Origin of the sequence: Mesorhizobium sp. M7A.F.Ca.US.011.01.1.1, from assembly GCF_003998295.1 — a bacterium.
Lineage (GTDB): Bacteria > Pseudomonadota > Alphaproteobacteria > Rhizobiales > Rhizobiaceae > Mesorhizobium.
In genome coordinates this window covers 18,273-33,940 of the sequence record NZ_RZRT01000042.1, presented here as the reverse complement: position 1 = coordinate 33,940, position 15,668 = coordinate 18,273, and the positions used below count along the sequence as shown (strand labels likewise).

General features: G+C 60.5%; 12 protein-coding genes and 1 pseudogene. 9 read left to right on the top strand and 4 right to left on the bottom strand.

Going from position 1 to position 15,668, the window contains the following annotated elements:
- Positions 1-313: 313 nt before the first annotated feature.
- Positions 314-805 carry a LysE family transporter gene (locus tag EOA13_RS27510; RefSeq protein ID WP_245490499.1) on the bottom strand — a complete coding sequence of 164 codons (492 nt, stop codon included), beginning with the start codon at positions 803-805 and terminating at the stop codon, positions 314-316.
- Between the two features lie 412 nt (positions 806-1,217).
- On the opposite strand from EOA13_RS27510, the gene EOA13_RS27505 reads away from it, so the two are divergent.
- Positions 1,218-2,327, top strand: coding sequence for a helix-turn-helix transcriptional regulator (locus EOA13_RS27505; RefSeq protein ID WP_127296720.1), 1,110 nt, complete (start codon positions 1,218-1,220; stop codon positions 2,325-2,327).
- A gap of 22 nt (positions 2,328-2,349) precedes the next feature.
- On the opposite strand, the gene EOA13_RS27500 is transcribed toward EOA13_RS27505, so the two are convergent.
- The 3 genes from EOA13_RS27500 to EOA13_RS38915 form a co-directional block, all read right to left on the bottom strand.
- A complete protein-coding gene (locus EOA13_RS27500) occupies positions 2,350-2,964 on the bottom strand; it encodes a LysE family transporter (RefSeq protein ID WP_127296719.1) in 615 nt (204 codons plus the stop codon).
- 129 nt (positions 2,965-3,093) lie between these two features.
- Complete coding sequence (locus tag EOA13_RS38920) at positions 3,094-3,780, bottom strand: helix-turn-helix transcriptional regulator (protein WP_245490497.1); 687 nt, start codon at positions 3,778-3,780, stop codon at positions 3,094-3,096.
- 57 nt (positions 3,781-3,837) lie between these two features.
- Positions 3,838-4,236 carry a hypothetical protein gene (locus EOA13_RS38915; RefSeq protein ID WP_245490496.1) on the bottom strand — a complete coding sequence of 133 codons (399 nt, stop codon included), beginning with the start codon at positions 4,234-4,236 and terminating at the stop codon, positions 3,838-3,840.
- Positions 4,237-4,572: 336 nt separating this feature from the next.
- On the opposite strand from EOA13_RS38915, the gene EOA13_RS27490 reads away from it, so the two are divergent.
- The 8 genes and pseudogenes from EOA13_RS27490 (at position 4,573) to EOA13_RS27450 (ending at position 15,085) form a co-directional block, all read left to right on the top strand.
- Complete coding sequence (locus EOA13_RS27490) at positions 4,573-5,859, top strand: YadA-like family protein (RefSeq protein WP_164780354.1); 1,287 nt, start codon at positions 4,573-4,575, stop codon at positions 5,857-5,859.
- 173 nt (positions 5,860-6,032) lie between these two features.
- Positions 6,033-6,539: a hypothetical protein gene (locus EOA13_RS27485; RefSeq protein ID WP_245490495.1), complete on the top strand. Its 507-nt coding sequence runs from the start codon at positions 6,033-6,035 to the stop codon at positions 6,537-6,539.
- 67 nt (positions 6,540-6,606) lie between these two features.
- Positions 6,607-6,825 (top strand): hypothetical protein, encoded by a 219-nt coding sequence (locus EOA13_RS27480; protein WP_245490494.1) that lies wholly within the window; start codon positions 6,607-6,609, stop codon positions 6,823-6,825.
- Positions 6,826-7,230: 405 nt separating this feature from the next.
- Positions 7,231-10,680: an autotransporter domain-containing protein gene (locus tag EOA13_RS27475; RefSeq protein WP_127296718.1), complete on the top strand. Its 3,450-nt coding sequence runs from the start codon at positions 7,231-7,233 to the stop codon at positions 10,678-10,680.
- Positions 10,681-11,162: 482 nt separating this feature from the next.
- Positions 11,163-11,322: pseudogene (locus tag EOA13_RS38370) on the top strand (ATP-binding protein); the annotation flags it as partial.
- Positions 11,323-11,954: 632 nt separating this feature from the next.
- Positions 11,955-12,134, top strand: coding sequence for a hypothetical protein (locus EOA13_RS27460; RefSeq protein ID WP_127296717.1), 180 nt, complete (start codon positions 11,955-11,957; stop codon positions 12,132-12,134).
- Positions 12,135-12,309: 175 nt separating this feature from the next.
- Positions 12,310-13,020, top strand: a complete 711-nt coding sequence (locus tag EOA13_RS27455; protein WP_127296716.1) for a glycosyltransferase family 2 protein — start codon at positions 12,310-12,312, stop codon at positions 13,018-13,020.
- Positions 13,013-15,085, top strand: coding sequence for a DUF2298 domain-containing protein (locus tag EOA13_RS27450; RefSeq protein ID WP_127296715.1), 2,073 nt, complete (start codon positions 13,013-13,015; stop codon positions 15,083-15,085). The genes EOA13_RS27455 and EOA13_RS27450 overlap by 8 nt, the downstream gene beginning before the upstream one ends.
- Positions 15,086-15,668: the final 583 nt, after the last annotated feature.

Genomic DNA, 15,668 nt, shown 5'->3' with positions numbered 1-15,668 from the left:
TCGATCACCTTCGGGGTGTATTCACACGGACCGAGCGAGAAACAGCGAAGGGCGTGTGTGGAAGCCGTCAAGTTGCCGGCGGCACGGGCGATCTGAAAGGACCAGATGCTCGGGGCCAAATTAGAGCCTGCCTGCGTCTTGGATGTCTACCTTGACCACGCCGTCCCACACATCACTGTCGAATGGCACGCCGACCGCCGCATAATTACAGAAGGAGTCTCATCATTAAATGCAGCGCGACAGGAACTCTTAGAGCACAGCCCTGCGGCGGCGACCGGTCCTCATCTCTCGCCCCACCTTCTCCCAGTTTCATCTAGGCGGCTAACATGCCCGCAGCCCATTGTCCCTGACGAAGGTAGAATCGCCGCGAGACCGGTTGGGAGATCGAAAGACCGACAAGGCCGAACCAGGTGATCGCGACGATAAACACCACTGGGACTGCGATCGCCGAGATCTTGGTGGTCCCGTGAACATTTAAATTCAGCATGGAGGACGCGAAAAACAATGCGGTCGCAGGATTTGCGGCTGCCGTGGCAAACGCCAGCCTGAAATGGCTAATGATCCGCCTCGGCTTCGGCTCTTCGATCCCAGCACTGGCCGAATGCGCCCTCCTCATCGAGTTCCAGTCGATGAAAACCAGCATCGCACCATAGAGGCTAGTGGCCACCTTGTGTGCGATGCTCCCTACCGGCAGCGTCCCGGCTCCGATCACGATGACGGCCGCCAAGACGCTCGCGCCAAGAGCGGTACCGGTGGCAGCAGATAGGGCGGTCGCGCGCGAAGCTCTTAGCTCGGCCTGAACAATGACAGCAAAGTTGGCCCCGGCAGCATTGCCACCAGAGCATAAGAAACAGCAAACGGAAGCACTTCCGCCGCGACAGCGCGTCCAGTTTCAAACATCGATTGGCCCCGCACAATCAGGACCCACCTCTCAGGCAGACCGCTGCAATCGAAGCGGAAACCTGGACGAAAGTCCTGGCTCTCAACAATCGGCAAATGACGACTGTTGGATAATTTGAAAGGCCGGCCGCAAACCGCATCGGCCGAAGTGGTGTAGGATCTCTCCGCCGTTTGCCTCAAACGGGATCAACCTTCGGCAATCAGCGGTTGACCTCAGTTCTTGGCATGGCATTTTGACAGGTAGGAATCGATTGGCGTCTGGGAGCGTTGGCGATCCGAGCCGGTAGCTTGCTGACTCCGAAAGAGGCTATGCTCTCATGTTCGATGATCTTACGGACAAGATCTACGAGGCCGCCTTCGTTCCCGACTTGTGGCCGGGTGCGCTTGAGGTGGCCAGCGGCCTATCGGGCTCGGCCAGCGGTTCCATCTTCGTTATCAGCGACAATTGTCCAACCCGCGGCAGAATCAGTGATAATTCCTCAGGTCACGGCAAATCCCTCGAAAAGATCCGGCCTGTGTTCGACGAATTCCTGGCCGGCGACTGGAAACTGTCTCCTGGCGTCTTGCGGATGTACGACATGCATCCGGCGAGCTTCGTCCATGTCGAAGCGTTCATGACCGAGGAAGAGATCGAGCGCGACGCGGTGCGGATGCTGCTGAGGGCGTCGGGCATCGGCGCGCACCTTTGTTCGGCGGTAGCCATGCCGAGTGGTGAGCTCGTCACATTCGTCTTTCAACGCTGGACCAAGGATGGCCTTTACGATCAGGCGTCGGTCGATCAGCTCGACCAGCTTCGCCCCCATTTCGCACGGGCTGGCCTGGTATCGGGACGACTTGGAATGGAGCAAGCCAGAGCTACCGTTTCGGCGCTCGAGGCCATCGGACTGCCAGCCGCGGTGATGACCGCATCGGGGCGCGTGCTGACGGCCAACAGCCTCCTGGAACAGATGCCTGAGATTTTTCTGCCGACCGCGTATGGAGGCATGGCAATCGCCAATGCCTCGGCCAACGCGCTTTTCCAGGAGGCCATCGTCGAGAACCGACATCGTTTCCCGGTGCGCTCCATTCCAGTGGCGGCGAACGAAAGCCGACCGGCTCTTGTCCTCCATCTTTTGCCGTTGCGCCGCGCCGCGCATGATATTTTCACGGGTGCGGACATGCTGGTTGCGGCGACAGAAGTCAGCGCCAGTTCCGTGGTGCCGTCGCCAACGCTGCTTGCCGGATTGTTCGACCTGACGCCCGCCGAAGCGCGCCTGGCTGCGGCCCTTTCGCAAGGGCGCCCATTGAAGGACGCCGCGTTCGACTTGAAGATCACGGTAAAGACCAGCCGGACCTACCTGGAACGGATCTTCGCCAAGACCGGAACGCGCCAGCAAAGCCAACTCGTCGCGTTGCTGAAAAGCACAGAACCGCTCAACCGCCGATGACAGGGCACGAAAATATCCCGCTTCAGTGGCCAAATGCGGCAAAGCCGAGCGCCACCAGGGCTCCTCCCAGCACGATGTCCGCATGCTTTCGAAAACGACTGTAAAATTGCCGGATGGCCGGTTCGGAAATACAAAGGCTGAGAAGGCCGAACCAGACGATAGCAATGGCAAAAACCAACACAGCCAAGGATATGTGAGTCGCCCCGCGAGCATCCAGCTTCAGCGTAGAGGACGCAAAAAACAATGCGGTGGCGGGGTTAGCCACTGCCGTGACAAATCCCAGCCGGAAGTAACGAGGGACTGGAACAGGCTTCGGCTCGTTGACGCCAGCCTTGATCGACAGCGCCCGCCGCATCGAATTCCAGCCGATGAAGACCAGCATTGCACCGTAGAGGCTGGCGGCCATCTGGTGTGCGAGGCCCCCGAACGTCAACGCACCAGCGCCAGTCGCGACTATGGCCGCCAGCGAACTTGCACCCAAGGCAACACCGGCGGCAGCAGACAGGGCGGTAGCGCGCGAAGCGGTTAGCGCGGCCTGAGCGACGACGGCGAAGTTGGCGCCGGGCAGCATTGCCACCAGCGCATAGGAAATGGCGAACGGAAGCAACCCCGCGACAGCGTGTCCGGCTTCGAACATCGATTTGCCCCACATCGGCAGTGGGCCGCCTTCTCAAGGCCGGCCGCTGCAATCGAGATCGAAACTTGCACGAACTGCTTCACATCCGACAATCGGCATATGCCGACTGTCGGATGTGAAAATCGGTTGCTACCGGCCGCGCCCGCTGAGCCCTTCCCTGCTCTTGAGCAGCGCGACCAGTTCGCTCTGCTGCCGGGTGCGGGTTTTCGAGAAAATTCGTTCGAGATAAGTGCGGCAGGTTTTCACGGTGATGTTCGAACTTGCCGCGGCTTCTTTTAGCGACCGGCCCGACGCCAATGCCGTCGCAAGCCGCGCTTCGGCCGGCGTCAGGTCGAACAGGCTGCGGACATGCGGCTCGAAGGCATCGGGAATGCGGCGCGCGACCTCGGTAACCAAGATCACCGCGCAACGTTCCGACGCCAGGCCATAGGCGCGGGCATCGACGAATGGCGCAACCGACAGCACCAGCCGCGTCAGGTCGGAGCGCTTGTGGTCCGATGGCACCATCAGCGTTCCTCCGGTTCCCGGCATGGCCCCGTCCCGCAATGAGCAGGCGTCAGCGACCAACCGCTGAAGCTCCTGTGCATCCTTTGCATTGGAAGCGACGATCGTGCCGTCCTTCAGTGCCAGCGGGCTATCGGGCCGCGCCAGCATTGTCTCGGCCGCCTCGTTCATCTGCGCGATCTGCTGGTGGCCGTTGACCAGAAACACACCGAAGGGCAGGTGCGAAAAGGCCGATGCCAGCGCGGACGTGTTCTCCAGACTCCGGCCGATCTGCCCGGCGCGCAGTATATGCGGCACGATCTTCTGCAACACGTCGATGTCGTCGGTTCCGAATGCTTCCTGCCTTGAGCCGCGATGGATATCGAAAAATCAATAGGACCCGTTGGAGGCCAGAAGATTGGAGGCGAGCCCGTGATGCATGTCGCGTGGCCTCATCCAGTCCTGCCAAAGCTCACGGCGGCGGAACCCGGCTCCGTCTTCCGTTATCCTTGTGCGATCAAAGATTTTGCCCACCGGCAGCGCTGCCGCGACCGTGCTGATGGGATCACGCATGTGTGCCGCTGCCGCCTCGGGGGAACACAGCCCCGGATCATCGACAGTCCCCACCGCGCTGAACGCCTGCTGATCAAGCCGCGCGATACAGCTTCGCGATGCCTCGAACAGATCGCGCAGCCGCACGACCACATCAGTCCAGCGCTCCTGATCATAGGCCGCCTCGTAGATCTGGCCGACCACGGCCGAAACCGTTTCGATGGTGACGTCAGCCATGATGTCTTCCATTCACGCACGTTTGGCGAATGAAGCGTAGCACACGGAAACTCTCGCGCAAGTTGCATCGTCGCTGATCAGAGCGATAGTCGCACCCAATCCTGCCGCGTCGATAATTAGCACAAATGAATATGTGTCCTGACGGTAACAGTCTGTTCCGGCAAGCCAGTAGCTGCGCCACAAACCGGCGAACAGTCGTCATATGACGACTGTTAGAACCCTCATCTCACCTTCAGTCTCCCCTTCGCGTGACCAACGCCGCCAATTCGTGGCGATTGGTTCGACGGGGAAGCCAAGGAACCGGGAGCAGGGTTGACGATGGGCTTGGAGCGTAACATGAGTTATTGGAGCATTCGAGCGATCTGCCTAATTGCCGTGGTTCTGGCGTCGGCGCTGGCACCCTTAGGCCCGGCGTTTGCTCAGGTAATAGGCGACGAAGACGGATGCGATGGGGATGACCAATTCGATTTCGCCTGTGGGTCATCATCAAGCGCGGTGGGAGGAGCGAGCATTGCCATAGGCGGTTCTAGTGGGGCGAATTACCAAGGAACAGCCGTCGGCTACAATTCCCAAGCCGGTTTTGGAGCCAAGTTTGCCACCGTCGCAGTCGGATCCAACGCCAGGTCGGTGGGTGAAGGCTCGGTCGCTATAGGTGGCAGTCAAGCGGGGCAGCCGGGAACTCAGGCGTCCGGGGACGGCTCAATCGCGGTGGGAAATCAGGCCGGTGCAGACGGCTATGCGGCCGTGTCGCTGGGTTACCAATCCAAGGCGGGGGGAAGCAGCGCTGTCGCACTCGGCAATGGAGCCCAAGCAAACTTTGATGGGTCGATCGCCGTTGGCAACGGCGTTGTCACCGACCGCGATAACCAGATCGCGATCGGCAATGGCAACCAGACGTACACGATGCGCGGGATTAACCGACAGGCCAGCAAGGACGCGCAATCCGGGACAACCTATCTGGTCACCTCCGATGACGCTGGAAATATGGCCACCTCCACCTTCGACCTTGCGACCCTGGAGAACCTGCCCGATACGGTGGCCGCACAAGGCACGGCCATCACCACCCTGAATTCGGCGGTGAGCACAAATACCCAAAAGATCAGCGACCATACGAACGAGCTTTTCGATCACGAGACGCGTATTGCCAGCAACACGACGCAGATCGGCACGTTGAACACCACGGTCGCAGGCCACACGAACGAGCTTCTCGATCACGAGACACGCATTACTAGCAACACCGATGCGATCGCGGCGCATACCATACAGATCGCCGATCTCGACACCAGGGTGACGACCAACGCCACAAACATCACCCAGCTCGACGGTCGCGTCGGCGCGCTGGAGTCCGGTTTCCAGGATCTCGGCAGCCAGATTGGCGAGAACCGCAGGGAGGCCCGTGCCGGCACGGCGCTGGCGCTGGCCACTGCGGGGCTGCGCTATGACGACCGGCCCGGCAAATTGTCGCTCGCCGGCGGCTTCGGCAATTTCAAGGGGCAGTCGGGCCTGGCGCTGGGGCTCGGCTACAACCCCAGCCTGGATTTCCGCCTCAATGGCGCTATCTCGGCCACCACCAATCACGGCGATGTCGGCGTCAGCCTCGGCGCATCGTGGACGCTAAACTGAAAACGGCCGGGATGATGCGGGGTTTGGGGCTTCAGCATTCCGTGCCGTTTCAGTGGCGGGCGCCCGGTTGGCGGACCACGGGCGCCCGCGGTTTTTTCGCTGCATTGGCCGTCGTGCTGGTCGTCTCGGTGCCTGCACAGCCCGCGCATGCGCAAAGCAAAGAGAAGCGGGTGATGCAAAAGGCGGCGCATCCCGCCAATCTCGACCGCAACGGCGTGCTGATCCTGATACGCGGCACGCTCCTGGCGCTCGACCAGGCCAACAAGACCGGCAACTACACAGTACTGCGCGATCTCGGCTCGCCGAATTTCCAGGCCAACAGCGCGGCAGGGCTCGGCGACATCTTTGCCAACCAGCGCAAGCAGACGCTGGATTTCGGCGCCGTCGCCGTGCTTGAGCCGCAACTGACCTTGCTACCGCAGATCGAGCCAAACGGCATGCTGCACATGGCGGGGGTTTTTCCGTCGGTGCCGCTGCAGGTCAATTTCGAGCTTTTGTTCGAGCCGGTGAACCGGCAGTGGAAGATCTACGGGGTGTCGGTCAATCTCACGTCGGGCGGGCCGCAAGCGCCGGACACGCCTGTCACGGGGCAGCCGAAGCCGACGGATACTGATCCGCCCCCGGATGCGCCTTCGATGGCGGTGCAGCCGAAGAAGGAAACCAAACCAGTCAAGCCGTAGCGTACGGAGCGTATGACGATGCGCCCGCCAAGTCCTTAGCTCGGCCCCGAGGTCGGGAGTACCCAAATTGACCTATGAAAAAAGCCACGCACGGTACGTTTGCATGCTCGACCCGACAAACGCATGGACGGTCTGGGATTGCGAGATGGAGATGCCGGCTTCGCTGGGCGGCGAGCATCTGATCGGCCGACCGAAGGAGCGAGCCGAGGCCGCCTGCGCAATGCTGGAGCTTATCCATCAAAGCAAATCAGCTTGTCTTGCGTGCATGGCGGGCGTCCCCAGCTGACGGACCGAGCGTCGCTCCAGGCACAACCTGCCTCCGGCGCCAGAACTGGTCAATCCAGACGACCAATGCACGAATCCGCCCTGGTCACCGGCGATCATGTTGCACCGAGCCAACAGGGGCCAGCAACCCGTGCCGATGTCGTCAAATGACGACTGTTCACCAAAACTCATTCCGTCACCTTCCGGCCACTCGGCGTCTGTTATCATTAGCAAAAATGAATGTGTGCCCCTGAAGTAACAGTCAGGCTTCCGCGAGCCATCATTCATGCCACAAAGCGGCAACCCGTCGTCATATGACGACTAGGAAAGCCAGCCGCGTTCGATCAGCCATTGGCATTGAAACACCGACGATCGCTTCGGCTTTCCTGCCGAGGGCCGTCTGTCGGGATTTGGGCAAGGGCGGGACATGAATTTCAGCAATCGCGATCGTCGTTATCGCAACCGCTTGCTGGTAAGCACGGCGATAAGTATCACCTTGCCACTCAGCATAGTCGACCTGCTCATTCTCGCGCCAACACCGGCCATCGCGACGGTCATCGACGGCACGACGCAGACGGTTCCGCCCGACTTGCACGTCCCGGACCAACTCATTGTCGGTGACACCAGCACCGGTGGGCTCATCGTCGGGGCGGGCGGCACGGTCACGAACACGGATGGCTATATTGGCCGCGGTTCCGGATCCAACGGCAGCGCGACGGTCTCTGGGGTCGGCGCACTATGGGACAATTCCCTCGATCTCTTTGTCGGCTTTTTGGGCACCGGCGCGCTCAATGTCGAGGCTGGCGGCACGGTCACGAACTGGTTTGGCTTTATCGGCAACAGCAGCACCGGCAATGGCACCGTGACAGTCTCGGGGGCAGGCACGCTGTGGCAGACTTACGGACCCCTCACTGTCGGCGGGTACGGAACCGGCGTGCTCCATGTCGAGGCGGGCGGCACGGTCAAGAATACGGATGGCACTATCGGCTGGGGCTCCACCGGCAATGGCACCGCGACGGTCGCCGGGGCCGGTGCGCTGTGGGAGAATTCCCAGGGTCTTCGTGTCGGCGGTTCCGGCACCGGCGCGCTCAATGTCGGGGCGGGCGGCACGGTCAAGAATACGGATGGCTATATCGGCCAGGGTTCTACCGGCAATGGTACCGCGACGGTCTCTGGGGCAGGAGCGCTGTGGGAGAATTCCTCAGGACTCAGCGTCGGCGATTTAGGAACCGGCGCGCTCCATGTCGAGGCAGGCGGCACGGTCAGGGATACGTTTGGCTATATCGGCCAGGGTTCTACCGGCAATGGCAGCGCGACGATCTCGGGGGCAGGCGCGCTGTGGGAGAATTCTTTCGATCTCAGTGTCGGGTTTTCCGGCACCGGCGCGCTCGATGTCGAGGCCGGCGGCACGGTCAAGGATGCGTTTGGCAATATAGGCATCGGCAGCACCGGCAATGGTACCGCGACAGTCTCGGGGGCAGGCGCGCTATGGGAGAATTCCCAAGCACTCAGTGTCGGCGTTTCCGGCACCGGCGCGCTCCATGTCGAGGCGGGCGGCACGGTCACGAACGCGGATGGCTATATCGGCGTGTATATCGGTGGCGATGGCACTGCAACGGTCTCGGGGGCAGGCGCGGTGTGGCGGTCCCTCGGTCTCTATATCGGACATGGCGGCACCGGCGCGCTCCATGTCGAGGCGGGCGGCACGGTCAAGAATACGTATAGCTATATCGGCGAGGCGCCTACCGGCAATGGCACCGCGACCGTTTCCGGAGCAGGCGCGTTGTTGGAGAATTCCTTCGAACTCGCTGTCGGCCATGGCGGCACCGGCGCGCTCCATGTCGAGGCGGGCGGCACGGTCAAGAATACGTATGGCTATATCGGCTGGGGCTCCACCGGCAATGGCACCGCGACGGTCGCCGGGGCAGGCGCGCTCTGGGAGAATTCCCTCGATCTCCATGTCGGTTATGCCGGCACCGGCGCACTCTTCGTCTCCGATGGCGGCACGGTGCGCGTCGGCACCAGCGGTGCGGGCGCTGTCTCGATAGCCAACGTATCGACCAGCACCGGCACGCTGGTAGTCGGCGCCGCGGAGGGCGATACGGCCGCAGCGGGCACGCTGGAGGCCGCGCAGCTGAATTTTGGCGACGGCATCGGCACCTTGGTCTTCAACCATACCGGCACGGCCTACGAATTCTCCGCGGCCCTCGCCAGCACCGGCACCGGCACGCACACCCTCAACCACTACAGCGGCACGACCATCCTGACCGCCGACAGTTCCGGTTTCACCGGCGCTACCAATGTAAATGGCGGCACGCTGGTGGTGAATGGCTCGCTCGCATCATCGTTGCTGACCACAATCAATGCCGGCGGCACGCTGGGGGGCATTGGCGCGGTCGGCAACACCTTCGTCAACGGCGGTGTGTTCGCGCCAGGCTCGGGTGCGCCGGGCAGCGTCATCACGGTTGCCGGCAATCTCAGCTTCACCGGCGGCACTTATCAGGTGTTCGTCAATCCCATGACGTCGTCGTTCGCCAGCGTGACCGGCACCGCCGACCTGAGCGGCGCTACGCTGGCGGTCAACATTCAGGGGAACCTGATGTTCGGTCACTACACCGTGCTCACGGCGAATGGCGGTGTCAACGGGACGTTCGGCGCGGTGACAGGGCTGCCGCCGAACACGGCCTTTCTCAGTATCGTCGACACATATGACACCAACAACGCCTATCTCGACGTGACCAAGCTGCGCGATTTCGCCGATGCCGGATTGACGCCGAACCAGATCGCCACCGGCGAAGGGCTGGACAGCTTGAGCGGTGGACCCTTGTTCAGCGCCGTCGCCGGACTGGCCACTGACGCGGAAGCCCGCGCCGCCTTCGATCAGCTTTCCGGTGAGATCCATGCCTCGGCCAAGGGCATGCTGGTCGAGGACAGCCGCTTCATCCGCGATGCCGCGACCAGCCGCATCCGCGCCGCCTTTGGTGATGGCAGCACTGCTGCTCTGCCTGTGATGGCCTATGGCCAAGGCGGACCCGAAATGGTCGCCGCCGATACCGACCGTTTTGCGGTCTGGGGTCAGGCGTTCGGCTTCTGGGGCGGTACCGACAGCGACGGCAATGCCGCCGCTTTCGATCGTTCGACGGGGGGCGTGCTGGCGGGCGCCGACACGCTGGTGGGCGGCTGGCGTGTCGGTCTGCTCGGCGGCTACAGCCATTCGAACTTCGATGTCGACGATCGCAACTCCAGCGGCACCGCCGACAACTACCATCTCGGTCTCTATGGCGGCACCAACTGGGGCGCCATCGCCTTCCGCACCGCCGCGGCCTACAGCTGGAGCAGCCTGTCGACAAAACGCTCGGTCGCCTTCAACGGTCTTGCCGATCAACTTTCGGCCGACTATGACGCCGGCACCGCGCAGATCTTCGGCGAACTCGCCTATAAGGCCGATGCCGGGGGCCTCAAGTTCGAGCCCTTCGCCAATCTCGCCTATGTCAGCGTTCACACGGACGGCTTCACCGAAAAGGGCGGCGCGGCGGCGCTGACCAGCAGCAGTTCGACCACCGACGCGACCTTCACCACGCTCGGGCTGCGCGGCTCGACCGATTTTGCGCTTGGCACCATCAATGCGACCGCGCGCGGCATGCTCGGCTGGCGTCACGCTTTCGGCGACACCACGCCGCTGTCGACGCTTGCCTTCGCCGGCGGTGAGGCCTTCACCATCGCCGGCGTGCCGATCGCAAGGGACGCCGCGCTTATCGAGGCCGGCATCGACCTCAAAATGTCGGCCAATGCGACGCTCGGCCTGTCCTATTCCGGGCAGTTCGGCGACGGCGTGGTCGACCAGGGCGGCAAGATTGATTTGAGCGTGAAATTCTAAATTAGAACGAGGTTTGTGGTCGCCAAATCCCCGCTCCGCGGCAATGGCCATGCGCAGACTCATCGTGTTCACGAAGCGCTTGACGTGGCGCGGGTTGCCATGAGCGCCTTCGGTCAAGATCGGTGTAATTTCTGACGCTATCTGGATCGCCTCTTCGAAGTCTCCTGGGATCGCTCCGACCTTTCGACCGATCTCTGCGTGCCTGTTTGCGAAGGCCGCTTAGCTCCGGGATCGATGCCGGCATTCAGGTAGAGCAACAAGGTGAGATAAATCCGCGTCTCCAGATTGCCAAGCGGTCATGATACGCCTGACGACGCCGCGAGGTCCGGGAAATGATCCCGTGGCCATCTCGAACCACCGCCTCATCCGCCTCGACGAGAGTGGCGTCACATTCCGCTACAGGACTCTACCGACGCAACGGTCCCGACTGGCAGCAGATCATGACGCTCGCCACCGACGAGTTCATCCGCCGCTTCCTGCAGGGTCGCTTCATCGATCATCTTACCGGGCTTGACTTCGTGGTGCTCGACAAACTCGCTATCTTCCTTTCATCCAAGTCGACGGGCAATTGCTCTTCCCCCTCGTCTCCAAGCTCTATGAGCGCACCAGCGTCCTCGTACCACCAACCTGGCATTCGGCGAGCCGGAAGACGTTTCGGCCCATGGAGGTGACGATCTCTTGCGCAAGACGAAGATCCGACTCACTACCAAACGATGCGATCGGCTTGGAGGCGGCGAGTGTGTCCGCTTTCGGTTCAAGGCTCCCACTGTCCAAATGACCGAGATCAGGCGCATTGCGGCCTAGCTGCTTTTGGCCGCGAGCTGACGGTCGGCTTCTAGGCCGAATGCACCAGCAAGCGGACGCGCCGCTGGCGGACTCGTTGCGAACGGCGCGGTCCAAGATGGTACGCGAAGGTTAACAGGCGCAGCAGGATCGCAATTCTGGGCTCAGCAGAAGAGCAGATGGAACGGTCTGATTTGTATCCGATATCTTTCAAGTCCCGCGTGCTCAATTGACAGGACTCCAAGCGTTACATTAGAGATTTTCTAACAGGCAAATCAACTTCGGCTTGATCCGGGGTCGCATGAATTGGCTGCGAGGGGCAATTCATGGGACGTGTTGAGAATTCAGTTGGTCGTGGGGCTCCGGCCCCCGGACCGGCATCATCCCTTTCGACCAGACTCGGCAAAATGTGCTCGCAGGCGAGCCACCTTGCCCTGCGATCCGCGCGCGGCGGCACTAGGCTGGCCGCGCCAGTCTGGCTGGCTCTCTCGTTGGCGCTGGTAGCATTCGCGGATGGCGGCAGGGGTGGCGGCCTCGCAACGGGCGTGTCCGGTGGCGCGGATAGCGCGACCCGTGCCGGCGGCGACGGCAGCACCGGCGGTTTCGACGTTTTCGTCACCTCTGGCGGCGGCGCGGGTGGATGGGTCCGCTCGCTTGAACGCCCGGTCTGAGGCGGCAGCAGTAGTTCCGCTTTGGGTGCAAGGGATTAGGATAGCGGACGTTCAACCTCGAAGGTTTATGTTGTGAACTCACCCGTGAGGTAGGGGTGTCGAGTGGGCGTGACAAGATAGTTGCCGCTCAAAAGCTAACGCGGTGTAGTGATGAGCCGGAGTTAATTCACACAAAATGCCAGCGCTATCAGTCGTTCTTCCCGCCTACAACGAGCAAAGTAACCTCGCCGACGCCGTCGAGGAGGTTCTCAAGCACATCGCTTCGGTCGTGTCTGACCTGGAGATCATAGTGGTCGACGACGGCAGCACCGATCAAACGCGGAAGATCCTGGCAGCTTTGGCCTCTCGGCACCCGCAGGTGGTTCCTTTGCACCAAGCGAACTCCGGTCATGGCCAAGCCTTGAGCAACGGTGTGAACAGGGCATCCGGCGGCCACCTTCTCCTCCTCGACAGCGATCGACAGGTGTCTCTGGAGAATTTCGCTGTGCATTGGCGGATGATGAGTGACTACGACGTGCTCCTTGGATGTCGATGGCCGCGTCGAGACCCGGTACATCGCATGTTCGTGTCGAAAGCGTTGCGATTGCTGCTGGCTGCTAAGTTCGGGTTGGCTGCGAAGGACGCTAATGCCCCTTACAAGCTTCTCGCGCATGGGGTTTGGGACGAAGCAATTGGCAGGATGCGCTCTGGATCTGTTATACCATCGGCATTGCTGGCGGCTCGTGCGCTTCAAAGAACCGATATCCGCGTCCTACAAGTTACGGTGGGCTACAGTGAGCGTCCGCACGGCTCGTCTACTTTAAACTTGAGACGCCTTGCGAGATTGTCTGCGAAAGCTGTCGCTGACATTTTCTTTTTCCGGACAGGCTCAAGCGGCCATGCTTGATGCCGCGAGCCTGGAATCCGTAGTTAGGATGTGGCTGGCCATTTTGGTTACCGGCCTACTCGCAGTGCCGATTACAAGCCGCCTTTTTCCCGGCCCCGGTGCCACACCCTACTTCACCGGAAAGATTCTCGGCTGGTTGATTTGCACCTACACGGCTTGGTTACTCAGCAGCTTCAAGCTGATCTCATTTGAACGCTACGGCGTCATCGTCGGCTTGGTTGCGTTGGTAACGATTTCCGCTCTTTGTTCCCTCAGGAACAAATCGATGCCGGCGCTGCCCGAAATCCAACGATGGGAGACAATTTTTTTTCTAGTTTATCTTGCCGGCGTCACACTGCGTTCAGCTAACCCCGACATCAGGAACTTAGAAAAGTTCATGGACTTCGGCTTCATCAATGCCGCGCTACGTGCTGACTATATGCCTCCGCTCGACCCATGGTGGGCAGGCCAATCGATCAACTATTACTACTTTGGCCATGTCGCAGCAGCCTGGCTGACGAAACTTTCCGGGGTACCAGCCGACCACGGCTACAACCTCATGGTCGGCGTGCTTTTCTCCTTCACCGCAATCACGGCGTATTGCATCATTCGAGAGGGGTTGCGGTCGGCCAAGCCGGCAGTCTCTATGGCACTGGCTGTATCCGCAGCGGGGCTTGTCACCCTTGGGGGAAATTTTCACAGTGTTCTTTATGGACCCTTCCGCGCCTTCTCGCCGACCACCTTAAACAGGGAATTTCGATATCCTGATTCGACGCGTTATGTCGGATTCGACCCATCAACAGGCGATAAGGCGTTTACGGAAATGCCAGCCTACGGTTTTACCGTTGGAGACCTGCATGCGCATTTGCTGAACCTGCCCACCGGCTTATTTATTCTTTTAGTTCTGTTTCGCATTGTCGGGCGACGCCTCGCGGACCGATCCTCAGCAGGCGCCACGCCCGGCGAAATATTGGCCCTTGGTTTCCTGTTCGCAGTCAGTGCGATGACAAATAGTTGGGACGCCGTGTCATACGGCATCCTGATGGGACTGGCTGGCTTGTTCCTGTGGCTGCAGCCGGGCGAAGTCAAAGCAAAGAGCTTAACCTTGCTACTGTTCCGGGGCATTGCTGTGATTGCCATTGCCTGCCTGCTGGCTAGTCCCTTTCTAGCGAACTTTAAGCCTATCGCCTCCCACCTTAAGCTTGCCAAAACACATACGCCGATTTGGCAATTGGCGATCATTTACGGCCACGTAGCCGCCCCGTGCCTAATACTTTTGACCGGCCTATTTCTTTGGGCGCGTGATGATATAGCGTGGAAAAGTGCCGCAATGTTGGCCGTCCTGGCGGTGTTACTGGTCGCCTTCCCCGAGGTAGTCTACGTCGAGGACATCTATGGCGGCGAATACGTTCGCGCAAACACCATGTTCAAATTCAGCTTTGCCAGCCAACCAGTGGCGATGTTGGCCAGCGTGCTTTTGATCGGACTTCTGCTTAACAAGGGAGGGGTCAAGGGGTGTGCCTTAGCGGCGGTTCTAGCCATCCCGCTCTTTGCGACACTGTCCTACGCTTGGGCTACCCATGGGGGGATCGGTAAGACCCTAGCCTCAAATGTGCTAACACTGGACGGCCTTGGCTACATCGATCGAGATCGTGCTGCCGATCGGCCATTGCTGGATTGGCTGACAGCTCAGGACGGCAGCCAGCGGATCGTACTGATAGAAGCGTCGGGCGATAGCTACACAGACGCCGGCAGGCTCTCGGCGATGAGCGGTGTGCCCACTGTTTTGGGCTGGCAAAATCACGAATGGCTCTGGCGTGGCGACTATGATGCTATGATCGCTCGTGCCGAAGACGTAACAAGCTTCTATTCCTCGACAACGCTCGCCAATGCCTGCAGAATCCTGGCAAAGTATGGTATCACTCACATCGCCATAGGAACGGTCGAACGGGAGAAATTTGCGACACTGAACGAAAGCCTCTTTCAAAGGTTGGGAAATGTCATTGTGCAAACTGGGCCTTCGATCTTGATCCGTTTCGACCCATCAACCTGCCCAATGGGGAAGTCGACGGGCAGGATGGACTGACAACCTAAAACTGATAAATTGCGATAGGACGGGAAAGCTGTCATCGCCTATATTGGGGACGCTACTTGAAACGCACCTATGCCCGGCCCACGCTAGCTAAATCACCTTTGGTGCTGCATAATTTAGCGGCGGTAAGTATTTTGTCACATAGTGGTGGTGGTGGTGGTGGAACACCTCCGACCCTGACGCCAACTCCAACCCTCACGCCAACGCCTACACCTACACCTACACCTACACCTACACCTACACCTACACCTACGCCTACGCCTACGCCTACGCCTACACCTACACCTACACCTACACCTACACCTACACCTACGCCTACACCTACGCCTACACCTACGCCTACGCCTACACCTACGCCTACGCCTACGCCTACACCTACGCCTACGCCTACACCTACGCCTACGCCATAGGTCGGCTCTAGCTATGGCTTTGCCGACTGCCCCACCATCTGGTTTGAGCCGCAAATTCCATATCTAGCGAGGGTGGCTGAAACTTGGACATTAGCCAAACGGCCAAGCCCTTCCGAGTGTCGTCCCTAAGGTGACGCGATCGGCGCGCGGCCTTCGTCCGCGACGAG